Below are 22,445 nucleotides of genomic sequence, written 5' to 3'. Positions count from 1 at the left end.
ACCAGCCGGGATCAAATATGGAACCCTTCCTCTTTCAGCTCTCCGGCGACCCAGGCGAAGAAGCGCTGGACCTTCTCCTTCTGTTCATTAGCGTGGGGGAGGACGAAGTGGTGCGCGCCGACCGGCATGCTCCGCTCGTCGGCAAATACCGGCGTCAGCTGCCCCTGGCGCACGTGTCCGCCGGCCAGCAGATTGCTCTCGAGGATCACGCCCATCCCCATTCTGGCCGCCTCGATGCTCATATATGACCGGTCGAAATTAAAAATGAAGTTTTTATGCCAGCCGCGGACCTTGTGCCACGACAGCCAATTGCTCCAGTTAATTAAGGTGCTGTCGGAGTGGATCAGATCGCAGGCCAGCAGATCTTCCACAGCCTGCACAGGATGGCTGGCTAAATAAGACGCTGCGCTGTAGGGCAGGACGCGCTCATTTTTAATGGTTCTGACCAGCAGCGTCGGCCACTGTGACAGCCCGTGACGAATATCGATATCAATATTATCCCGGGAGAACTGGATGCTTTCGTATGAACAGGTCAGGCTGATTTTTAACGCCGGCCACGCCTGGCGGAATTTATCCAGACGGGGCATCAGCCATAGCAGGCCGAAGCTCGGCGCCGAATGAATGCGTAAATAATCCTGATGGATATCGTTGATCACTTGGCTGGTGGCCTGGCCAATCATATTTAGCGCCCCGGAGACCTCTTTGAGATATTTTTCTCCCACCGCCGTTAACGTGACGCCTTTGCTGCTGCGGGAGAACAGTTTTTTCCCCAGAAAGTGCTCCAGGCTAGCTATCTGATGGCTGACCGCCGAGGCGGTAATATTGAGATTCTCTGCGGCCAGGTTAAGGCTGCCGGTAGCGGCGACTTCAATAAAAGCCTGGATATTGCGTAAAGAGGGCATCGGCAGATTTTTATTGGGTAGCGGTTGGCTCATGGCGGCATCCTGCGCGGGGCGCGAATAAAAGAAAATAGCGAACAGCGTGGCGCAGCCGGGATGTACAGCATAGGGAAAAGCGAAAAAACAACGTTAATTTGTGATGGGCTTAACAATTTATCTTGTTAAAAGCGCGCAGGTCAGTAAACGCTAAAAATTTGCGGGAAGTCACTAACTCAATTTTTCTCAATCATAATTGAGGTTTTTTGAATACCGTTTCATTTTGGGGTTGTTATATTCCTCTCACAGGCCTGATAACAAACTGCGATGTGCTTGCATCGCAATTATAAAACACCTAACCACCTGTTTCGCTGGCGAAAAGCATTTATCTCTTGCTCCTGTATGGATAGTAAAACGCGGTGATCCGAAGCGGCAGCTTACAGCGAAGTGGATGAGGTATAAAACGAGGAAACCCTATGTCACGTATAGATACGCTGGTCTGTACTGACGCCAGGAAAACGAAATATCGTTTCGTGGTTTTGACGATGATTTTTCTGGTGTATGCCATCAATTACGCCGACCGAACGAATATTGGCGCGGTACTGCCTTTCATCATTGATGAGTTTCATATCAATAATTTTGAAGCCGGGGCCATCGCCAGTATGTTTTTCCTCGGCTATGCGGTAAGCCAGATCCCGGCCGGCTTTTTCATCGCCAAACGCGGTACCCGGGGGCTGGTATCGCTCTCCATTTTCGGCTTCTCCGCCTTTACCTGGCTGATGGGCACGGTGAGCTCCGTGTTTGGCCTGAAGCTGGTGCGGCTGGGACTGGGGCTGAGCGAAGGGCCTTGCCCGGTGGGGCTGGCTTCCACCATAAATAACTGGTTTCCACCAAAAGAGAAAGCCACAGCAACCGGCGTTTACATCGCGGCGACCATGTTTGCGCCGATTATTGTGCCGCCGCTGGCGGTGTGGATTGCGGTAACCTGGGGCTGGCGGTGGGTCTTTTTCTCTTTTGCTATACCCGGAATTGTGGCGGCCATCGCGTGGTATCTGCTGGTCAAATCCAAGCCTGCTGAGAGCGGATTTGTTTCCCAAAGCGAACTGGCAGAGATTAATGCCGGGCGTGAAAGTCATAATAATAGCGTACGCGAAAATATCTTAATTGCCGAAAGATTTACCTGGCTGGATAAAATCATTCGGGTAAAGAAAATGGCGCCAATTGATACGGCGAAAGGCTTATTCACCTCAAAAAATATTCTCGGTGACTGCCTGGCGTATTTTATGATGGTTAGCGTGCTGTACGGATTATTAACCTGGATCCCCCTGTATTTAGTCAAAGAGCGCGGTTTCGATGTAATGAGTATGGGCTTCGTGGCCAGTATGCCGTGCATCGGCGGCTTTATTGGCGCGATCGGCGGCGGATGGATTTCGGATAAGCTATTAGGCCGCCGGCGTAAACCCACCATGATGTTCACTGCGGTGTCAACGGTGGTCATGATGCTAATTATGCTGAATATCCCGGCCAGCACCCTGGCAGTTTGTATTGGATTATTCTTTGTCGGCTTTTGTTTAAATATCGGCTGGCCAGCCTTTACCGCGTACGGTATGGCCGTTTCGGATAGCAAAACCTATCCAATCGCCTCTTCCATAATTAATAGCGGCGGCAACCTCGGTGGATTTGTCGCGCCGATGGCGGCTGGTTTCTTGCTTGATAAAACCGGGAGTTTTAATTCTGTATTTACCTATTTTGGTATCTGCGCCGCCATTGGTTTGGTGGTGATTCTTTTCCTCGATGAACCACAATAACGGAAATATATCCTGTTAATTAATATGACGTAATGTCATGGAGTGAAACTATGTTATTAAAAGATAAAGTCGCCATTATTACTGGCGCGGCCTCCGCACGCGGTTTGGGCTTCGCGACTGCGAAATTATTCGCCGAAAACGGCGCGAAAGTGGTCATTATCGACCTCAATGGCGAAGCCAGTAAAACCGCCGCGGCGGCATTAGGCGAAGGCCATTTCGGCCTGGCGGCCAACGTCGCTGATGAAGTGCAGGTGCAGGCGGCCATCGAACAGATCCTGGCGAAATACGGTCGGGTTGATGTACTGGTCAATAACGCCGGGATTACCCAGCCGCTGAAGCTGATGGATATCAAGCGCGCCAACTATGACGCGGTGCTTGATGTTAGCCTGCGCGGCACGCTGCTGATGTCGCAGGCGGTTATCCCCACCATGCGGGCGCAAAAATCCGGCAGCATCGTCTGCATCTCGTCCGTCTCCGCCCAGCGCGGCGGCGGTATCTTTGGCGGACCGCACTACAGCGCGGCAAAAGCCGGGGTGCTGGGTCTGGCGCGGGCGATGGCGCGCGAGCTTGGCCCGGATAACGTCCGCGTTAACTGCATCACCCCGGGGCTGATTCAGACCGACATTACCGCCGGCAAGCTGACTGATGACATGACGGCCAACATTCTTGCCGGCATTCCGATGAACCGCCTTGGCGACGCGATAGACATCGCGCGCGCCGCGCTGTTCCTCGGCAGCGATCTTTCCTCCTACTCCACCGGCATCACCCTGGACGTTAACGGCGGCATGTTAATTCACTAAGCGAGGCAAACAGATGAAGATGACCGAATCACAAAAAGTCGCCGCGGCGGCGTGGCGTATTCGCCGTTACGCCCTGCAAATGGGGGAAGTGCAGGGGCAGGGCTATATCGGCCAGGCGCTGGGCTATGCCGATGTGCTCGCCACCGCCTTCAGCCATGCCATGACCTATCGCCCGGAAGATCCCGAGTGGGAGGGGCGCGATCGCTTCCTGCTCTCTCATGGCCATTACGCTATCGCTTATTATGCCGCGCTGCTGGAGGCGGGCATTATCCCGGAAGCCGAACTGGAAACCTACGGCTCCGACGACAGCCGCCTGCCGATGTCCGGCATGGCGACCTACACCCCGGGGATGGAGATGTCCGGCGGCTCGCTGGGGCAGGGGCTGTCCATTGCCGTCGGCATGGCGCTTGGGCTGCGGCAGAAACAGAGCAAGGCCTGGGTCTACAACTCCATGTCCGATGGGGAGCTGGACGAAGGGTCGACCTGGGAGGCGGCGATGTCGGCGGCTCACTATGGCCTGAGCAACCTGATTAACCTTGTCGATGTCAACAAACAGCAGGCTGACGGCGATTCACGCAAAATCCTCGGCTTTGAGCCGCTGCAGGATAAATGGGCCGCCTTCGGCTGGTACGTACAGCGCGTGGACGGTAACGATCTGCCGGCGGTGATGGCCGCCTTTGACAACGCGAAAAGTTATTCCGGCAATCAGCCGCGGGTCATTTTATGCGACACGCTGATGGGCAAAGGGGTGCCGTTCCTCGAAACCCGCGATAAAAACCATTTTATTCGCGTCGATGCCGACGAATGGCAAAAAGCGATCGCGGTGCTGGACGCTAACAAACCGGAAGGAGTGCTGTAATGAGCCAGAGTCAACCCCGTTTAAAAACGTCGGCGATGATCGCCTCGATTGCTGATGAAGGCCAGGCGACCGTCCCTGCGCCCTTCGGCGTCGCGCTGTCAAAACTGGCGGCGCAGCGCCCGGATATCGTCGGCATGACTGCGGATCTGTCAAAATATACCGACCTGCATATTTTCGCCCAAGCCTTCCCGGATCGCTTTTTCCAGATGGGCATGGCCGAACAGCTGCTGATGGCGGCGGCAGGGGGGATGGCGAAGGAGGGATTTATTCCTTTCGCCACCACCTATGCCGCCTTTGCAACCCGTCGCGCCTATGATTTTATTCACCAGGTCATCGCCGAAGAGCATCTGAACGTGAAGATCTGCGCGGCGCTGCCGGGCCTGACGACCGGCTATGGCCCCAGCCATCAGGCCACCGAAGATCTGGCGATCATGCGTGGTATCCCCGGGATGGTTATCGTCGATCCTTGCGATGCACTGGAGATAGAGCAGGCGGTACCGGCCATTGCCGATCACCAGGGGCCGGTGTATATGCGTCTGCTGCGCGGTAAGGTGCCGCTGGTGCTGGATAAATATGACTATCAGTTCGAACTGGGTAAGGCGAAGCTGCTGGAGGACGGCAACGATGTGCTGATTATCTCCTCCGGGCTGATGACCATGCGCGCGCTGGAGGCGGCTGAAAAGCTGCGGGCCGATAATATCGGCGTGGCGGTTCTGCACGTGCCGACCATCAAACCGCTGGATGAGAAAGCGATTATTGAACAGGCGTCGAAGCCGGGCCGCCTGGTGGTAACTGCGGAGAACCACACCGCGGTCGGCGGCCTGGGGGAAGCGGTGGCCGCGCTGCTGATGCGTAAGGGCGTACGCTGTGAGCTGGATAGCGTGGGGCTGCCCGACGCGTTCCTGTTAGCCGGCGCCCTGCCGACCCTCCACGATCGCTACGGCATCTCCACCGCGAAGATTGTCGAAAAAATTAAGTATCGTCTGCGTTAACCGCGCTGCTATGACCCACTGGCCGCTGAGCGCGCTCGGCGGCCTTCTCATGCCCGCCAGCCAGGCGCGGCATTCTTTTGCAGATTTTATGCGGCCTGTCACAAAATCTGCTAGACTGCGCCCCTTCATGGCATTGTGGTTTTTGCCATCTCTTATCGCAATAATCTCCCTGAAAACTACGCCCTTCACCGGGCCGGGGCGGTTCGGAGTTGTTATGTCTTTTGATTCCCTTGGCCTGAATCCCGATATCCTGCGCGCTGTCGCTGAGCAGGGCTACGTTGAGCCGACCCCTATCCAGCAGCAGGCGATCCCGGCGGTACTGCAGGGCCGTGACCTGATGGCCAGCGCCCAGACCGGCACCGGTAAAACGGCGGGCTTTACCCTGCCGCTGCTGCAGCGCCTGATCCAGAATGAGCCGCACGCAAAGGGCCGTCGTCCGGTGCGCGCGCTGATCCTGACCCCGACCCGTGAGCTGGCGGCGCAGGTGGGCGAGAACGTCCGCGATTACAGTAAATACCTGAATATTCGCTCGCTGGTGGTCTTCGGCGGCGTGAGCATCAACCCGCAGATGATGAAGCTGCGCGGCGGCGTCGACATCCTCGTCGCCACCCCGGGCCGTCTGCTGGATCTTGAACATCAGAACGCCGTCAGTCTTGATAAAGTTGAAATCCTCGTGCTGGACGAAGCGGACCGTATGCTGGATATGGGCTTTATCCATGACATCCGTCGCGTACTGGCTAAACTGCCGGCGCGTCGACAGAATCTGCTGTTCTCGGCGACCTTCTCCGACGAGATCAAGGGCCTGGCCGAGAAACTGCTGCACAACCCGCTGGAAGTGGAAGTGGCGCGTCGTAACACCGCGTCCGAGCAGATCACCCAGCACGTCCATTTTGTTGACAAGAACCGCAAGCGTGAACTGCTGTCGCAGCTTATCGGCGAAGGCAACTGGCAGCAGGTGCTGGTGTTTACCCGTACCAAGCATGGCGCCAACCACCTCGCGGAACAGCTCAACAAAGACGGCATCCGCAGCGCGGCGATCCATGGCAACAAGAGCCAGGGAGCGCGTACCCGCGCGCTGGCCGACTTTAAATCCGGCGGCATTCGCGTGCTGGTGGCGACCGATATCGCCGCCCGCGGTCTGGATATCGAAGAGCTGCCGCACGTGGTGAACTACGAGCTGCCGAACGTACCGGAAGATTACGTCCACCGTATCGGCCGTACCGGTCGCGCGGCGGCCACCGGCGAAGCCTTATCGCTGGTGTGCGTGGATGAGCATAAGCTGCTGCGCGATATCGAGCGCCTGCTGAAAAAAGAGATCCCGCGCATCGCGATTGCCGGCTATGAGCCGGATCCGTCCATTAAAGCCGAACCTATCCAGAACGGTCGCCAGCAGCGCGGCGGCGGTCGCGGGCAAGGTCAGGGACGCGGCGGCCAGGGTCAGGGACGCAGCGGACAGCCGCGCAGCCAGAATAATGCCCCGCGCCGTCAGGACGGCGAGGCGCCGAAAGCGCGCACTCAGGACGGCAAACCGCCGCGCCGCCGTCGCCCGCGTAAACCGGCTGGCGAATAACACGCTGATGTCCGGGCCGCGATAACGCGCCCCGGCTCAGGCCCGTCTGTCCGCTACGCGGCGGCGGGCCTTTTTCTTTCCATTACACTATTTGTCGAGCAGGCTTCCACACTCCGCAGAAAGCAATACCTCCGGGCGGGCAAAAATGGCACAATAGTGGCTGTTTATACAGTATTCAGGTTTTCTCATGGCTTTGACCGCTGCGCTGAAAGCACAAATCGCCGCCTGGTATAAGGCGCTTCAGGAACAGATCCCGGACTTTATTCCGCGTCCCCCGCAGCGGCAGATGATCGCCGATGTGGCGAAAACCCTTGCCGGGGAAGAGGGCAGGCATCTGGCTATCGAAGCGCCGACCGGTGTCGGCAAAACGCTGTCATATCTGATCCCGGGCATCGCCATCGCCCGCGAGGAACAAAAAACGCTGGTGGTCAGCACCGCCAACGTCGCCCTGCAGGATCAAATCTACAGTAAGGACCTGCCGCTGCTGCGTAAAATCATTCCCGACCTGCGCTTTACCGCCGCCTTTGGCCGCGGACGCTACGTCTGTCCGCGCAACCTGACGGCGCTGGCCAGCACCGAGCCGTCGCAGCAGGATCTGCTGGCCTTTCTCGATGACGATCTCACCCCGAATAATCAGGCGGAGCAGAAGCTGTGCGCGACCCTGAAGCAGGATCTCGACAGCTACCGCTGGGACGGCCTGCGCGACCATACCGACAAAGCCATCGACGATGGGCTATGGAGCCGGCTGAGCACCGATAAGGCCAGCTGCCTGAACCGCAACTGCCACTACTATCGCGAGTGCCCGTTCTTTGTGGCGCGGCGGGAAATTCAGGAGGCGGAAGTGGTGGTGGCCAACCATGCGCTGGTGATGGCGGCGATGGAGAGCGAAGCGGTGCTGCCGGAGCCGAAAAACCTGCTGCTGGTCCTCGATGAAGGCCATCATCTGCCGGACGTCGCCCGCGACGCGCTGGAGATGAGCGCCGAGATCACCGCCCCCTGGTTTCGCCTGCAGCTGGATCTATTCTGCAAGCTGGTGGCTACCTGCATGGAGCAGTTTCGTCCGAAAACCACGCCGCCGCTGGCCAATCCGGAGCGGCTCACCGCTCATTGCGAAGAGCTTTTCGAGCTGATTGCTTCGTTGAATAATATTCTCAATCTCTATATGCCCGCCGGTCAGGAAGCGGAGCATCGCTTCCCGATGGGCGAACTGCCGCAGGAGGTGATGGAGATCTGCCAGCGGCTGGCGAAGCTCACCGAGTTGCTGCGCGGCCTGGCGGAGCTGTTCCTGAACGATCTCAGCGAAAAGACCGGCAGCCATGACGTGGTGCGCCTGCATCGGGTGCTGCTGCAGATGAACCGCGCCCTTGGCATGTTTGAAAGCCAAAGCAAGCTGTGGCGCCTGGCGTCGCTGGCGCAGTCCTCAGGCGCGCCGGTAACCAAATGGGCGACGCGGGTGGTGCGCGATGGCCAGATCCACGTCTGGTTCCACTGCGTCGGGATCCGCGTCAGCGATCAGCTTGAACGGCTGCTGTGGCGCAGCGTGCCGCATATCGTGGTGACGTCAGCGACGCTGCGCTCGCTAAACAGCTTCTCGCGCCTGCAGGAGATGAGCGGTCTGAAGGAGAAAGCGGGGGACCGCTTCGTGGCGCTGGATTCGCCGTTCAACCACGTGGAGCAGGGGAAAATTATTATTCCTCAAATGCGTTATGAACCGCTGATGGATAACGAAGAGCAGCACATTGCCGAGATGGCGGCCTATTTTCGCCAGCAGGTGGAGAGCAAAAAACATCTCGGGATGCTGGTGCTGTTTGCCAGCGGGCGGGCGATGAACCGCTTCCTCGAGCATGTGACCGATCTGCGCCTGATGCTGTTGGTGCAGGGCGACCAGCCGCGCTACCGGCTGGTGGAGCTGCATCGCAAACGGGTGGAAAGCGGCGAGCGCAGCGTGCTGGTGGGTCTGCAGTCCTTTGCCGAAGGTCTCGATTTAAAAGGCGATCTGCTAAGCCAGGTGCATATCCATAAAATCGCTTTTCCGCCCATCGACAGCCCGGTAGTGATCACCGAAGGCGAATGGCTGAAAAGCCTCAATCGTTATCCCTTTGAGGTACAGAGTTTGCCCAGCGCCTCCTTTAATCTTATTCAGCAGGTGGGGCGTTTGATCCGTAGCCATAACTGCTGGGGAGAGGTGGTGATTTACGATAAGCGTCTGTTGACCAAAAACTACGGCGCGCGTCTACTGAACGCGTTACCTGTTTTTCCCATAGAGCAGCCGGGCGTTCCGGAGGTTATAGTAAAACGGAAAGCAAAACAGACAGCAAAACAGACGGGCCGCAAACGTCGCTGACGCCGGCGCGTGATGCACCAGGGGGAGCCATGGAGTACAGCAAAATTATAAAAGAGGTGGGTCGCGGTAAGAATCATGCCCGCGATCTCGATGAAGAGACCGCCCGTGCGCTCTACGCGCGGATGCTGAACGGCGAGGTGCCGGAGCTGGAGCTGGGGGGAATATTAATTGCCCTGCGCATTAAAGGCGAAGGCGAAGCGGAGATGAAAGGTTTTTACGCCGCGATGCAGCAGCATACGCTGCGCCTGACCCCGCCGGCCGGCAAGCCGATGCCGATCGTTATCCCCAGCTACAACGGCGCGCGCAAGCAGGCGAACCTCACGCCGCTGCTGGCGATGCTCCTGCACAAGCTGGGATTTCCGGTGGTGGTTCACGGCGTCAGTCACGATCCCACCCGGGTGCTGACCGAAACCATTTTTACCCTGCTGGACATTCCGGCCACCCTGCACGCCGGACAGGCTCAGGCGCAGCTGGAGGGCCATGAACCGGTGTATATCCCGGTGGGGGCCTTCTGTCCGCCGCTGGAGAAACAGCTGGCGATGCGCTGGCGGATGGGCGTACGCAACAGCGCCCATACCCTGGCCAAGCTGGCCACGCCGTTTGGCGAAGGGGAGGCATTGCGTCTCACCAGCGTGTCGCATCCGGAATATGTTCCCCGGGTGGCGAACTTCTTTCGCGAGACCGGTGGCCGCGCGCTGCTGATGCATGGTACCGAGGGCGAAGTGTACGCCAACCCGCAGCGCTGTCCGCAGATCAGCCTGATTGATGAGCAGGGCGTGCGGGTGCTGTACGAACGCCAGACTGAGATGGCAGCGGAGGCGGTGGTCCTGCCGACCTCGAAAGACCCTGAGGTCACCGCGCGCTGGATTGAACGCTGCGTCGCTGGCGTCGAACCGGTGCCCAACTCGTTGAAGATCCAGCTTGCCTGCTGTCTGCTGGCCTGCGGGGAAGTCACCTCGCTGGAGCAGGGCCTCAGCCGCGTCAACGACTGTTGGTGATCGGATCTGCAGGATAAAAAAAAGCCCGTCCGGTGGCTCGGACGGGCAAGGCAAGGGTATTAAAGGTCTTTTCAGGGTTAATTCAGTGGCTTACAGATGGGTGCAGCGATTATTTATAGATAACCGCAGTACCGCTCAGTTTGTTGTTGGTGTTAGCGGAAGTAATGCTGTAGCCGGTCGCGCCAGCGGCTTCGGCTTTAGCAGCCAGTTTTGCTTCCAGACCATCTAAAGTGGTTGCGCCTTGCGCAGACACCACGCCGATCTTATTCATGCTTTCAGCCTGAGCGGGGGTAACCGGTTCGGCGGCAAAGGCGCCGAAGGAAAGAGCGGTCAGAGCGATGGCAGCGGCAGCATATTTGATGTTTTTCATAGTTAATCTCTCGCAGGTTGTTCTGTTCAGGGGACGATGTTCCGTCGATGTGATAAGTATCACGCTTTTTTGCGGGAGATAAAATCGAAGGAAATTCACAGTCTTCATCGAATTTTTTGAATGATTAATAATTTACTGATTATTAATAAATTATTTCTTATTCTTTTCGTCACGAAGCGTAGCGAGGAACACCGACGCGTTTAAGGGCACATATTGCGACTTTTTCCGCCAAAAAATGTGCGCGAAAAGATAATGCGAAAGGCTGTCATAAACGGTAAAGGAAAGTCAGCGTAGCTGGCTATCCTTGGAACCGCGACGATTATATCCTGAAAATGTATTGTTATGTAAATCTTTCTCCTGCTGGCACTTCACGCAGTATCTGACCCCTGGGATGGCCTGTCGACGGGCCTCCGGAATCGGCTCTCCGCATTCATCACAAAATTTGTTGCTTTCGCCGCGCGGAAGCTCGCGGCGGGCGCGAGCCACCGCATCGTCAATAGTGCTGTCGATCTGATCCTGTACGGCGCCGTCGCTTGCCCAACCTGATGCCATCGTCTGCCTCCTGTAAAAGGTTATTGATAAATTATAGCTGAACCGTACAGCCGGTTACCGCTGCTGGCGGCATTGATCCGCCAGGCTATCGCCCCATGACGGTGGGCCTTATCCGCAAGGGCGGCCGTCAGGTCGTCCAGGGTGCTGGCGCCGAAGGCGGAGACGGTGCCGACAGGGCGGAGCGGCCCGTTATAGGGCAGTACGGATGGCGGTGGCAGGGGAGAGGCCGCGGTGGCATGAGCGGTGAGCGCCGCGGCGAACAGCAGCGAGACCAATTTCATCAGCATATCCTCATAAACCGCATGGGACATAGCTTAAGTGTAGGTCTTTCCAGACCGCGCGACAGGGAATGTTTAATGCAAAACAGTGCGTTTTGCATGCTACCGGCGCAGGGGAGCGCTACTCTGGCCGGTAGATTATTTAGCGGGCGTCAGGGCGGATCATGTCAAAGCGCAGGCTGTCATCAATACCGTAATAGGCGCTCGGGCCACCGGCGCGCAGGATCGGCTGGGCCCGGGCGGTTTGATAGATACCGTTGTCCAGCAGTGATTCATCGATATGCACGGCGACCACTTCGCCGAGCACCAGCCACGTATCGACAGGGTTGCCGTCGGCGGTGGTGAGTTGAATACACTGCGACAGACGGCACTCAAAGTTCACCGGACTCTCCGCGACCCGTGGAGCGCTGACCAGGCGGCTGGCGGCGGCGGTGAGGCCGGCGCGCACGAATTCGTCCTCATGGTGCGGAATCGAGGCTGACGTTTCATTCATCGCCATGGCCAGCGGTCGCGTCGCCAGGTTCCAGACAAACTCCTTTGTTTCGACGATATTTCGCACGCTGTCTTTCCAGCCGCTGCTGGCGAAACCAATGATTGGCGGCCGATAGTTAAAGCAGTTAAAAAAGCTGTATGGCGCCAGATTACGCTGGCCCTCGGCGTCCTGGGAGGCGATCCAGCCTATCGGGCGAGGCCCGATTATCGCGTTCAGAGGGTCATGCGGCAGGCCGTGGCCCTGCGAAGGTTGATAAAAGTACATGCTGCACCTGTCACGGATAATGGAGATATCCAGACTCCCTTATTTACCGCGCCGCCGTCAACGGGTATCTTACGCGGCTGTTCAAAGGAGATTGTCATGAAAGCCCAGAAACCGGGGTTACACCCGCGTAACCGCCACCATCAACGCTACGACCTGCCCGCGCTCTGCCAGGCCCATCCTGACCTGCAGGGCTACATTACGCTCAATCCGCTGGGTGAGCAGACCATTGATTTTGCCAATCCGCAGGCGGTGAAAGCGTTGAATAAAGCGCTGCTGGCGCATTTCTACGCGGTCAAACACTGGGACATTCCTGACGGCTTTCTCTGTCCGCCGGTGCCTGGGCGGGCCGACTATATTCATCATCTGGCGGATCTGCTGGCCGGGGATAGCGGCGAGGTGCCGAAGGATGCCACGATCCTTGATATTGGCACCGGCGCCAACCTCATCTATCCCCTGATCGGCGCCCACGAGTATGGCTGGCGCTTTACCGGCAGTGAAATCAACCCGCAGGCGTTCGCCAGCGCGCAGGCGATTATCAATGGCAACCCGGGCTTGACCCGGCAGATCCGCCTGCGCCGGCAAAAAGAGAGCCAGGCTATCTTTCACGGCGTGATCCATAAAAACGAGACCTACGACGCCACGCTGTGTAATCCGCCGTTCCATGACTCCGCAGAGAGCGCCCGGGCGGGGGGCGAGCGCAAGCGCCGCAACCTCGGACTCGGCGCCGAAAGCGGCCTCAATTTTGGCGGTCAGCAGCAGGAGCTGTGGTGCGAAGGGGGCGAAGTAGCCTTTATCTCGCAGATGATCCGCGAAAGCCAGGCCTTCGCCCGCCAGGTGAAATGGTTTACCTCGCTGGTGTCGCGTGGCGATAATCTGCCGCCGCTCTACCGCCTGCTGACCGAGGTCGGCGCAGTGAAAGTGGTGAAAAAGGAGATGGCCCAGGGGCAAAAGCAAAGTCGCTTTATCGCCTGGAGCTTTATGGACGACGCCAAACGCCGTCGTCCATTCTAACGCTACTCGGCGGCCGGGCTGTCGGCGCCCGGCATCGGCAGCTGCTGCCAGGTCTGTACCGGCGCGCGAACCCCGGCGCGGTCGAAGTGCTTTTTCACTTGGGTGTCGAGGGCAAAACGCACCGTCCACTGCTTCAGCGGCAGGGTAGTGAAGCTGACGCGTAGCGTAAAGGCGGTATTGCTCAGCCCCACCAGCCCGGCGAACGACGGTTCGCCAATGATCAGACCGCGGATCTCCTCCTGGGCCAGCAGATCGTCCACCGCCGCCTTCAGCGCCTGGCTGGCTTTATCCAGATCCTCATGGCGGTCAACGTCATAGTTAGCCACAACCGAGCCAATGCCGCGCACGAAGTTGGCAAAGGTGGTGATCGAGGACCAGGGAATAATGTGATAGGCGCCGGTATCCTGACGTACCCCCACGGAGCGAATCGACATTCGTTCCACGGTGCCGGTCAAAGGGCCGATGGTGACCAGGTCGCCGGTGTTCATCCCGTTCTCAAACTGGATAAATATGCCAGTGATAATGTCTTTGACCAGGGTTTGCGCACCAAACGAAATGGCCAGCCCTAACGCCCCGGCGCCCGCCAGCAGCGGCGCAATGTTTACCCCAATTTCCGAGAGCAGGATCATCACCGTGATGGTGCTGATCACCACCGCCAGCGCGTTGCGAAACAGCGTCAGCAGCGTCCGGGCCCGCGCGCTGGGCAGCGGACGGCCATGAATATCCGATGCCAGCCGGTTTTCAATCAGGCTGGCCAGAACCGTCCAGCCAATGGCGGAGAAGAAGAGGATCAGGGCGATGCGGATCAGCACATCCACCGTTTTTTGCCCGGCATCGTTGTGCAGCCATTCCCGGAAGTCAAACAGGCCCCAGGCGCTCAACAGCAGCATGATGGCGACACAGACGGTGAGAATGCGCGCCGCCTTCAGCGAGGCGGAGATCCAGCCATTTAGCCGCTTTTGCAGTTCAGGGTAGTTGCGCTGAGTGGCGGGCGACAGGGTGATGGTTTTGGCTATCCAGCGCGACAGGATGCCAGACACCAGCGCCGCGCCGCCGATAATCGCCAGGCTTTGCAGGGTGGCGCCCATCATGAATTTCAGGCTGTTGCCCGGGTCGAACAGGGAAAAGAAAAAAAGCACCACAAAGTAGGCGCAGGCCAGCCAGTGCCAGACCAGCGCGAAGGCGCGGATAAACAGGCTAAAGAAAGCGAGTGAGTGGTCGGCCAGGTGGATCAACCCTTGAGTAATCACCGCTTTGTTATGAAAAATCAGGTACAGCGCCCACAGCGTAATGCACAGCATGATGACGACGTTAGCCAGCGCGCCAACCTGAACATTCACCTGATTGGAAATAATCGGCACCGCGACGATCAGACCGTAACCAATCAGGCTGCTGAGCGCGCTCAGGCGCAGGCTCCAGTATGACGCGGCCTCGTCGCTGAGGTTAAAGGGCCGCAGGGCAGGAATGCGCGGGCAGAAAATGAGCCGCAGAATAGCTTTAAAAAACTCGATCAGCGCGAAGGCGTTGAGGAAAAGGCTCTGCTGGAAGGCGATGGTAGGGTTATTCCCATTCAGGCGATCGCTTAGCAGCTGACCGACAAACAGGGTTAGCGCCAGCAGCAGCAGGTCGATGATAAACGCCCCGGCGATGGTCAGGGGCAGCTGAAGCCAGTTACCGCGATCGCGGTTTTTATGCCGTCCCCATTCGCCCATTTTGCGATACAGCGGCAGCGCCGCGAGGCGTACCAGCCACCAGAAGGCAAACACCAGCCCGGCCAGCAGTAAAAAATGCCAGGCCGCGCTGGTAAAGGTTTGCGGATTAAAGGGCTTATGCGGTGAGCCGGTGATATTGCGCCACAGCTGGGAAAAGCGTGATGAGAGCTGTTCGCCATATTCCCGGCTTATCTGGGTGACGTTCTCCAGTACCGTGGTCTCTTCTTTCACCGCCGGTGGCGTCAGCGTCGGGGTGCTGTCGGGCGGCGGCGTGGCGGCTGCTTTACGCAGCTGGTCAATGAGCTCCTGACGGGCGGAGTCGTTGGCCAGCACATCGGCCAGTGCGGCATAAGCCGCTCTTTTCTGTTCCACATCGGGTTCGCTGGCGCTGTTTTTATCAGTGTTAGCCGTCGGCACGCCGGGAAGGGTGGCGGCGGAAAGCGGGGCAGTAAACAGTGCAGCGAGCAAAAGCAGGATCCACGGCATGGGCACCTCCGTTGCAACGTAAACGGGTAAGTATAGAAGCCGCTGGCGGAAGGGGAGGGAAGAGGATTCTGGAAAAGCGGCTCTCATCGTGGGGGAGAGAGCCGTTGTGGGTCAGGCGACGTGTTGCAGGAATTCACGCAGGCGCGGGCTGGGCGGGTTCTTCACCAGCTCCTGGGGATTGCCGTCTTCAGCAATTCGTCCTTTGTCGATAAAGATTAGTCGCGAGGCCACTTTTTCGGCAAAGCCGATTTCGTGGGTCACAATCACCATCGTCATGCCCTCTTCCGCCAGGTCCTGCATCACCTTGAGCACTTCATGGCGCAGCTCCGGGTCGAGCGCGGAGGTCGGTTCATCAAACAGCATCATCTTCGGCTTCACCGCCAGCGCGCGGGCGATGGCCACACGCTGTTGCTGGCCGCCGGAGAGTTCGGACGGATAGTGATGCGCGCGCTCAGCCAGACCGACTTTCGCCAGCAGCTCTTTCGCCTGCTTCTCTGCCGCCTGCTTGCTGGCGCCGCGTACCCGCAGCGGGCCAAACATCACGTTTTCCAGCGCCGTGAGGTGCGGGAACAGATAAAACTGCTGGAAAACCATCCCGGCTTCCTGACGAATCAGACGTTCGTCCACCTTCGGGTCGTTGACCTTCAGACCATCGACAATCAGATCGCCGCTGGTGATCTCTTCCAGCTTATTGATGCAGCGCAGCATCGTTGATTTACCGGAACCGGAAGGGCCGATAATGACCACCACTTCACCCTGATTAATTTTCAGAGAGATATCGTGTAGCACCTGGGTCGGACCAAAGTGCTTGGAGACGTTTTTAAATTCAATCACAGGATTTTCATCCTTCTTTCAAGACGACGCAGAATAAAGCTCAGGACCAGGGTGATAATCAGGTAGATCACGGCTACGGCGCTCCAGATTTCCAGCGCGCGGAAGTTGCCAGCGATGATCTCCTGTCCCTGACGGGTCAGTTCGGCGACGCCGATGACGATGAACAGCGAGGTATCCTTGATGCTGATGATCCACTGGTTGCCCAGCGGCGGCAGCATGCGGCGCAGCGCCAGCGGCAGGATCACGTGGCGAATGGTTTCGCGACGCGACAGGCCAAGCGCCAGGCCCGCTTCGCGGAAGCCTTTATGTATGGAGAGCACCGCGCCGCGGGTGATTTCCGCGATATAGGCGCCCGAGTTTATCATGATGGTCACTACCGCCGCGGAGAAGGGGTCGATGCGCAGATCGCTAAAGGCCATCGGCAGCGCAAAGTAGATGAACATAACCTGCACCACAATCGGGGTGCCGCGAATGATTTCAATAAAGACCAGCGCGATGTGGTTGGCGATCCAGCCGCCGAAGCAGCGGGCGAAACCGGCCACCAGACCAATTATCAGACCGCCGGCCAGGCCGAGGACGGAAATCCACAGCGTCATTTTGGCGCCTTCCAGCAAAATCGGAATGGCAGGCCAGATGGCACTCCAGTCAAACTGCATAATACGTTCCTGTTACCGTGTCGAGAGCAGAGGAAAGCCTCCGCCAAAATACCGTCTCCCGCTGAGCCTGTGCCGGAAGACCGTTGTGGTGTCGCCGGACCTCGGTCCGGCGAAGTACGTTTTTATTATTTGGGTTCAGTGCCGAACCATTTTTTATAAATTTCGTTATAGGTACCATTGTCGCGCAGCGTTTTCAGCGCACCGTTCACTTTCTCACGCAGCTCGTCGCTGCCTTTCGGGAAGGCGATACCGTAGTTTTGCGCTTCCAGTGATTCGCCTACCGCTTTGAACTTACCGTTGCCCGCGGTTTTGATGAAGTACAGAATATTCGGCGTATCGTGCAGCACGGCATCCGCGCGACCGGTTCCCAGCTCCATATAGGCGTTATCGATGTTCGGGAACTGACGCAGATCTTTGGTTTTGATATTGGCTTTCGCGTAGTCAACGGAGCCGGTGCCGCTCTTCACCGCGACCACTTTACCGTTCAGATCTTTGACATCTTTGATGTCGTTATTATTGGCGTTGACCATCACCAGCAGGCCGCTTTTGTAGTAGCCGTCGGAGAAGTCGATCGCTTTTTTACGCTCGTCGGTAATGGTGATCCCCGCCAGCGCCAGATCGATATTTTTGGTTTGCAGCGCCGGGATAATGCCGCTGAAGTCCATTGGCTTCAGGGTGTAGTCGAGCTTCAGCTCTTTGGCGATAGCCGCCCACAGGTCAACGTCAAAACCCACATACTTATCGCCTTGCTTAAATTCGAACGGGACGAACGCCGTATCGGTGGCGACAACCAGGGTCTTATTGGCGGCATGGGAAGAAACCGCAAAAGCCAGGGTCAGTGCAGCCAGTGAAACTTTAAATACAGACTTCATAGCATTTCCTTTTATATCCACGGGACGATCCCCTGCGAGAACGACTAGCCTAATGAAAAAATCGTGCCACTTTTACAAGCTGTTGTTTTTCAACAAACGAAGCGTAAGTCGTTGCACAAGATCGATCATTTCAGGCAGTGACTGCACCATGGTGGGGCGTCATTTTGGTGCGTCATAAGGGTGCTGAATTACCAGCCCATTTTTAGCGCAAACCCTGATGGGAAAACAATCTCGACGTAACGATTGTGTGAGGTGATTATTACAATCTTTTTACTTTTGCGCGCATTTTCATCAATCTGGTGCCCTGAAACGGTGCAAGGCCAGTGGGGGATGAAAAGCAAAGGATGGAATATAGGGCAGGGAGAAACGCTGTGGCGCCGCCGACCGCGCTGGGCCGGCGGCAAAGCCTTACTCAATGTTGGCTTCAATGAACCACAGGAATTTATCCAGATCGCGGGAAGCCGCGGTGAAGATATCTGCAGTGTCTTCGTCTTTTGCTTCGTCGATCGCCTTACGCACATCGTTCGCCACTACCGCGTAGCGGTCAGCCAGGGCTTTCAGGTGATCCTGAACGTGATGGATGTCCAGCGGGTAGCTCTGCAGCGGGGTTTTGCTGTTAATGACCTGAGTGGTACCCAGGGCGACGCCGCCCAGCTGCACCGCGCGCTCGGCCATGGTGTCCAGATGTTCGGTCAGCGCGGTACGGAAGCCATCCAGCATTTCGTGCACGGCGATAAAGTTCGCACCGCGCATATTCCAGTGTGCCTGCTTGGTGATAAGTGACAGGTCAATGAACTGGATCACCTGGCGATTCAACAGCTCAATGGTCGCTTTCTTTTCGCTGTCAGCGACATCGTTGCGGGTATAGACCAGATTAGACGCTTTTGATTTAACCAGTTTTGCGGTACTCATCGTTTCATATCCTCTTGATATTGATGCTCATCACACTTCAGATCTGAATGATGTGGAGCGTTGTCCCAAATGACTTCGGAAATAAGTATAGCAAGGGTTTTCAAGAGTGAGGCATCGGCAGGCTATATCACTCCGATAGCGCAAAGTGGTTGGTTATTTTAAAAATATTTAAATATCAGCTATTTATATTTGGCTGAACGGCTCGGATTTCTCTCGGGCCGGCGCCGTAACAGAATGTTAATTGATATCGACCTGCTCGACTTTACTCTGCCGTTGCATCGTCAGCGTGGCGCCCATCGAGGCGATAATGATCGCGCCGAGCGCCAGGGTCTGGGAGAGCTTCAGCGTTTCACCGAGGAAGATCATACCGGAGAGGGCGGCTAACGCTGGCTCAAGGCTCATCAGCGTGCCGAAGGTGCGCGTCGGCAAGCGCGTCAGGGCCATCATCTCGAGGGAGTAGGGCAGCGCGGTAGAGAGAATCGCGATCCCCAAACCCAGCGGCAGCAGCGACCACTGCCACAGCGTATCGGTGGCCTGCGCCATGCCTAACGGCACAAACACCAGCGAGGCGATGAGCGACCCCATCGCTACCGTGGCTGGACCATGCTCTTCACCGGCACGCTGTCCGGTCAGAATATAGACCGCCCAGCACGCCCCGGCGCCGAGGGCGAACAGCGCGCCGGTTAAATCGACCTGCGCCACGTTCTGCCCCAGCGGCAGAAGATACCATAGTCCGAGGATCGCCAGCGCCACCCAGACAAAATCCAGCGGGCGGCGCGAACCAAACAGCGCCACCGCCAGCGGGCCGGTAAACTCCAGGGCCACCGCCACGCCGAGCGGAATACGCTGCAGGGATAAATAAAAGAGATAGTTCATCGCCCCGAGCGCCAGGCCGTACAGTAGCAGCGGCACGCGCTGCGCCGGGGAGAAACGTAGCCGCCATGGCTTGAACACCACCACCAGAATCAGCGTTCCCAGCGCCAGACGCAGGGCGGTGACGCCCGGGGCGCCGACCACCGGGAACAGCGATTTAGCAAGCGATGCGCCGCTTTGAATCGAGGTCATGGCGACTAAAATCACCAGTATCGGCAACCATGCCGCCGCTTTTCTGGATGGACCGGGCATCCTTTCTCCTGTCAGGTTTTGTCAAAAGGGGTAAAAGTTCCAGTGTACTGGAATTACCTGCCGGCGGTTGAGCTAATGTTGAAAAAAACAGGGGCAAAAACAGTACAATGGCGAAAACTGCTGAGAAATTCACCAGGCGGTTAGGATTAATCTGGATGCTTGCGAATTTCTTAATGAGCGTTAAGATGTAAGTTAACGCCAAAAATTGTTGTTTTCCATATTGTTACAGAAATATGGAAACTTTTGGTTACATGAAAAAGTATGTTAGACAATGTAAACTCCAAAGAGTTTCCCAAAAGTTTTTGATATATTTAAGGCTTAGGACTTATTAGAAACACATTTGAGGTGGTTATGAATAAAATTGCACGTCTTTCAGCACTGGCCGTTGTTCTGGCTGCATCCGTAGGTACCACTGCATTTGCTGCAACTTCTACCGTAACCGGCGGTTACGCGCAGAGCGACATGCAGGGTAAAGCGAACAAAGCTGGCGGTTTCAACCTGAAATACCGTTACGAGCAAGATAACAACCCGCTGGGCGTTATCGGTTCCTTCACCTACACCGAGAAGGATAACAACAGCAACGGTACTTACAACAAAGGTCAGTACTACGGCATCACCGCTGGTCCGGCTTACCGTCTGAACGACTGGGCAAGCATCTACGGCGTAGTGGGTGTTGGTTACGGTAAATTCCAGAACAACAACTACCCTCATAAATCCGATATGAGCGACTACGGTTTCTCCTACGGTGCTGGTCTGCAGTTCAACCCGATCGAAAACGTTGCTCTGGACTTCTCCTACGAGCAGTCTCGTATTCGTAACGTTGACGTCGGCACCTGGATTGCTGGCGTGGGTTACCGCTTCTAATCACTCCGGTGATATGAAAAATCCGCCTCTCGGGGCGGATTTTTTTTGCCTGCTGACGGCCGGCCCGGGCGACTGGCCGGGCCGGCGCAATTAATTGACTGTGAACTCATCGGTACCGAGGTGAGCGTAGTCCACCTTCTGCAGCTGGAAGTTGGTGATGTACACCGGACCGGCCTTTTGCTCAGAGATAAACCGATAGCGTGGGGTGATTTCCGCCGCCTGGATCCCGGTCCACTGGGAGAAGAAACTGAGGAAATCATTCGCCGAACGCTGCGCCTTAATCACTTTATGCGCTTTGTCATCGCTGGATAGCACCATAAACGGCACCTGGAAGTTCTGCTGGAACTTATCATCATGCGCCAGATACTGCACCTCTTTGCCCCGCTCCTTGAACGCCAGACCATGATCGGAAAAATAGGTCAGGGAAAAAGTGTCACCGGAATTTTGCAACTGATGATAAAGCTTAGCCAGCAGCGAATCGGTCTGCGTCATGCTGTAGAGGTAGCATGAGGTCTCTTTCGACTGAACGAAAACCGTGTATTTGCCCTTGGTCCGATCGCAGGCCTGTGGGTGAGAGCCCATCAGGTGCAGGACAATCAGCTGCGGCTGGGTACGCTGGGTTGAGAGCACCTGCTCGGTCAGCTTCAGCAACTGCTCGTCCTGGGTGTTTTTATTGGCTTCGAAATCGCCGTTTTTCAGGAACTGTACTTCATCCGCCCGTTTGGCGATGCTGGCGATAGCGGTGTCGTACTCGCCAATTTGCCCCTGGTTGGAGAACCACCAGGTCTGGAAACCGGCGCGGTTGGCGAGGGTGACAAAGTTATCCTGATACTGTGGTTTGCCATCGACCACCCGGTTAAGCGTCAGGCCGAGCGATTTCTGCGTTGAGCCGCTGGCGGCGATGTAATTGTTAAACAGATAACCGTTTACCGAGCTGGCAAACGGCGTGTTGTCCCAATGGCCACCGAAAGCGCCGAGGGCATCGCGGCGCGCGCTTTCACCGATCACCACCACATAGAGATGGTATTTTGGCTTTACCGCCAGCACGTGCCAGCTGTCTTTCATGCCAGCCAGCTGCGCCATCCGCGCCTGTTCGTCCAGCACCTCGTTGTTATTCACCACCACGTCTTTGACAAAACGAAAGGCCGGATAACCGGTGTCAATCACCTTGAATACACCGCCCCAGGCAAGGTTTTGCACCGGCTGGAGAAAGAAGATCCCGATGCTGAACAACAGGCCCAGCGTATCCATTTTTCCCCAGCGGGAGGGCTCAACGATCCTGCGGCGGACCGCAATGATCCCCAGTGCGAAAATGAAGACCGCCAGCAGATAGTTGTACCACGGGAAGATGGTCAGGATTTCCGTAGACTCTTCCACGTTGGTGGCGTGCAGCGCCAGCAGAGTGTTGAAGTTGGGGGCACCGTAGGCCTGGCCAAAGGGATAGTACAGAGCCGCCAGCAGGGAATAGGCGCCGACCACCGCTTTCTGGACGCGCGGAAAGGCGCGCCACAGCAGATGTAACACGCAGGTAAATGCCACGGTATAAAGCAGGCTAAATTCATAGCCCAGCGCCAGGTTAATTAACAGCGACTGTAAAAAGTAGAATCCCGTCCATGGGTTCAGTGCCAGTCGGCGGGCGACCAGCGTATCTTTCAGGGTGGTGACATTCATAGTAAACAATCAAAAAGAGGCCATGCGCATCCCCTGGCGTCAAGGGGTAAAACCTGCTGGACAGTGCGTGAAGAGGGTCTCTGCGAGCCGCGAATGTGG

General features: G+C 57.0%; 22 protein-coding genes. 10 read left to right on the top strand and 12 right to left on the bottom strand.

Translation table 11 applies throughout. The annotated features are described in order from the left end of the window. Positions 1 to 11: 11 nt before the first annotated feature. The gene (locus ACR809_RS17220; RefSeq protein WP_004179102.1) at positions 12 to 935 is read right to left on the bottom strand and encodes a LysR substrate-binding domain-containing protein; all 924 of its coding nucleotides are present in this window, start codon (positions 933 to 935) and stop codon (positions 12 to 14) included. Here ACR809_RS17220 and ACR809_RS17215 point away from each other — a divergent pair. From ACR809_RS17215 to ybiB, 8 genes are all read left to right on the top strand, one after another. Continuing rightward, complete coding sequence (locus tag ACR809_RS17215; protein ID WP_004142057.1) at positions 927 to 1,064, top strand: hypothetical protein; 138 nt, start codon at positions 927 to 929, stop codon at positions 1,062 to 1,064. The genes ACR809_RS17220 and ACR809_RS17215 overlap by 9 nt on opposite strands. Before the next feature lie 287 nt (positions 1,065 to 1,351). Next, positions 1,352 to 2,683: an MFS transporter gene (locus ACR809_RS17210; RefSeq protein ID WP_019705008.1), complete on the top strand. Its 1,332-nt coding sequence runs from the start codon at positions 1,352 to 1,354 to the stop codon at positions 2,681 to 2,683. Positions 2,684 to 2,733: 50 nt separating this feature from the next. Next, positions 2,734 to 3,483: an SDR family NAD(P)-dependent oxidoreductase gene (locus ACR809_RS17205; protein WP_095123861.1), complete on the top strand. Its 750-nt coding sequence runs from the start codon at positions 2,734 to 2,736 to the stop codon at positions 3,481 to 3,483. 13 nt (positions 3,484 to 3,496) lie between these two features. Then, positions 3,497 to 4,342, top strand: a complete 846-nt coding sequence (locus ACR809_RS17200) for a transketolase (RefSeq protein ID WP_002895753.1) — start codon at positions 3,497 to 3,499, stop codon at positions 4,340 to 4,342. After that, on the top strand, positions 4,342 to 5,334 hold the full coding sequence (locus ACR809_RS17195; RefSeq protein WP_004176778.1) for a transketolase family protein: 993 nt from the start codon (positions 4,342 to 4,344) through the stop codon (positions 5,332 to 5,334). Before ACR809_RS17200 ends, ACR809_RS17195 begins: the two co-directional genes overlap by 1 nt. 214 nt (positions 5,335 to 5,548) lie before the next feature. Continuing rightward, positions 5,549 to 6,904, top strand: coding sequence for an ATP-dependent RNA helicase RhlE (gene rhlE / locus ACR809_RS17190; RefSeq protein ID WP_004151702.1), 1,356 nt, complete (start codon positions 5,549 to 5,551; stop codon positions 6,902 to 6,904). A 187-nt stretch (positions 6,905 to 7,091) separates the two neighbouring features. Beyond that, positions 7,092 to 9,248: an ATP-dependent DNA helicase DinG gene (gene dinG / locus ACR809_RS17185; protein ID WP_004147693.1), complete on the top strand. Its 2,157-nt coding sequence runs from the start codon at positions 7,092 to 7,094 to the stop codon at positions 9,246 to 9,248. Between the two features lie 29 nt (positions 9,249 to 9,277). Further along, a complete protein-coding gene (gene ybiB, locus ACR809_RS17180) occupies positions 9,278 to 10,246 on the top strand; it encodes a DNA-binding protein YbiB (RefSeq protein WP_122051452.1) in 969 nt (322 codons plus the stop codon). Between the two features lie 109 nt (positions 10,247 to 10,355). Here the strand turns inward: ybiB and ybiJ are convergent, their stop codons facing one another. From ybiJ to ACR809_RS17160, 4 genes are all read right to left on the bottom strand, one after another. Beyond that, positions 10,356 to 10,616, bottom strand: coding sequence for a DUF1471 family protein YbiJ (gene ybiJ, locus ACR809_RS17175; protein WP_004176772.1), 261 nt, complete (start codon positions 10,614 to 10,616; stop codon positions 10,356 to 10,358). A 285-nt stretch (positions 10,617 to 10,901) separates the two neighbouring features. Beyond that, positions 10,902 to 11,168, bottom strand: coding sequence for a DksA/TraR family C4-type zinc finger protein (locus ACR809_RS17170; RefSeq protein WP_122051451.1), 267 nt, complete (start codon positions 11,166 to 11,168; stop codon positions 10,902 to 10,904). A gap of 20 nt (positions 11,169 to 11,188) precedes the next feature. Continuing rightward, entirely contained in the window at positions 11,189 to 11,449 is a 261-nt protein-coding gene (locus tag ACR809_RS17165; RefSeq protein WP_122051658.1) for a DUF1471 domain-containing protein, read from the bottom strand. Positions 11,450 to 11,588: 139 nt separating this feature from the next. Beyond that, positions 11,589 to 12,203 carry a flavin reductase family protein gene (locus ACR809_RS17160; protein ID WP_002895828.1) on the bottom strand — a complete coding sequence of 205 codons (615 nt, stop codon included), beginning with the start codon at positions 12,201 to 12,203 and terminating at the stop codon, positions 11,589 to 11,591. Positions 12,204 to 12,299: 96 nt separating this feature from the next. Here ACR809_RS17160 and rlmF point away from each other — a divergent pair, with 96 nt between their 5' ends. Beyond that, the gene (rlmF, locus tag ACR809_RS17155) at positions 12,300 to 13,214 is read left to right on the top strand and encodes a 23S rRNA (adenine(1618)-N(6))-methyltransferase RlmF (RefSeq protein WP_002895831.1); all 915 of its coding nucleotides are present in this window, start codon (positions 12,300 to 12,302) and stop codon (positions 13,212 to 13,214) included. A gap of 2 nt (positions 13,215 to 13,216) precedes the next feature. Here rlmF and ybiO read toward each other — a convergent pair whose 3' ends face one another. The 6 genes from ybiO to rhtA form a co-directional block, all read right to left on the bottom strand. Beyond that, positions 13,217 to 15,412: a mechanosensitive channel protein gene (gene ybiO, locus ACR809_RS17150; protein ID WP_004142041.1), complete on the bottom strand. Its 2,196-nt coding sequence runs from the start codon at positions 15,410 to 15,412 to the stop codon at positions 13,217 to 13,219. A 111-nt stretch (positions 15,413 to 15,523) separates the two neighbouring features. After that, positions 15,524 to 16,246, bottom strand: a complete 723-nt coding sequence (gene glnQ, locus ACR809_RS17145; protein ID WP_004142040.1) for a glutamine ABC transporter ATP-binding protein GlnQ — start codon at positions 16,244 to 16,246, stop codon at positions 15,524 to 15,526. Beyond that, entirely contained in the window at positions 16,243 to 16,902 is a 660-nt protein-coding gene (glnP, locus tag ACR809_RS17140) for a glutamine ABC transporter permease GlnP (protein ID WP_002895837.1), read from the bottom strand. Before glnP ends, glnQ begins: the two co-directional genes overlap by 4 nt. Positions 16,903 to 17,027: 125 nt before the next feature. After that, positions 17,028 to 17,774, bottom strand: a complete 747-nt coding sequence (glnH, locus tag ACR809_RS17135) for a glutamine ABC transporter substrate-binding protein GlnH (protein WP_002895839.1) — start codon at positions 17,772 to 17,774, stop codon at positions 17,028 to 17,030. 408 nt (positions 17,775 to 18,182) lie between these two features. Continuing rightward, positions 18,183 to 18,686, bottom strand: a complete 504-nt coding sequence (gene dps / locus ACR809_RS17130; protein WP_002895841.1) for a DNA starvation/stationary phase protection protein Dps — start codon at positions 18,684 to 18,686, stop codon at positions 18,183 to 18,185. A 237-nt stretch (positions 18,687 to 18,923) separates the two neighbouring features. Next, positions 18,924 to 19,811, bottom strand: a complete 888-nt coding sequence (gene rhtA / locus ACR809_RS17125; protein WP_002895842.1) for a threonine/homoserine exporter RhtA — start codon at positions 19,809 to 19,811, stop codon at positions 18,924 to 18,926. Positions 19,812 to 20,162: 351 nt separating this feature from the next. Here rhtA and ompX point away from each other — a divergent pair, with 351 nt between their 5' ends. After that, positions 20,163 to 20,675, top strand: a complete 513-nt coding sequence (gene ompX, locus ACR809_RS17120) for an outer membrane protein OmpX (RefSeq protein ID WP_002895845.1) — start codon at positions 20,163 to 20,165, stop codon at positions 20,673 to 20,675. Between the two features lie 90 nt (positions 20,676 to 20,765). Here ompX and ACR809_RS17115 read toward each other — a convergent pair whose 3' ends face one another. Beyond that, a complete protein-coding gene (locus ACR809_RS17115; protein ID WP_095123862.1) occupies positions 20,766 to 22,346 on the bottom strand; it encodes a phosphoethanolamine transferase in 1,581 nt (526 codons plus the stop codon). Positions 22,347 to 22,445: the final 99 nt, after the last annotated feature.

The sequence above is a fragment of the Klebsiella sp. CD33 genome (assembly GCF_051992865.1).
Taxonomy (GTDB): domain Bacteria; phylum Pseudomonadota; class Gammaproteobacteria; order Enterobacterales; family Enterobacteriaceae; genus Klebsiella; species Klebsiella pneumoniae.
This window is presented reverse-complemented; position numbering and strand designations above follow the sequence as displayed.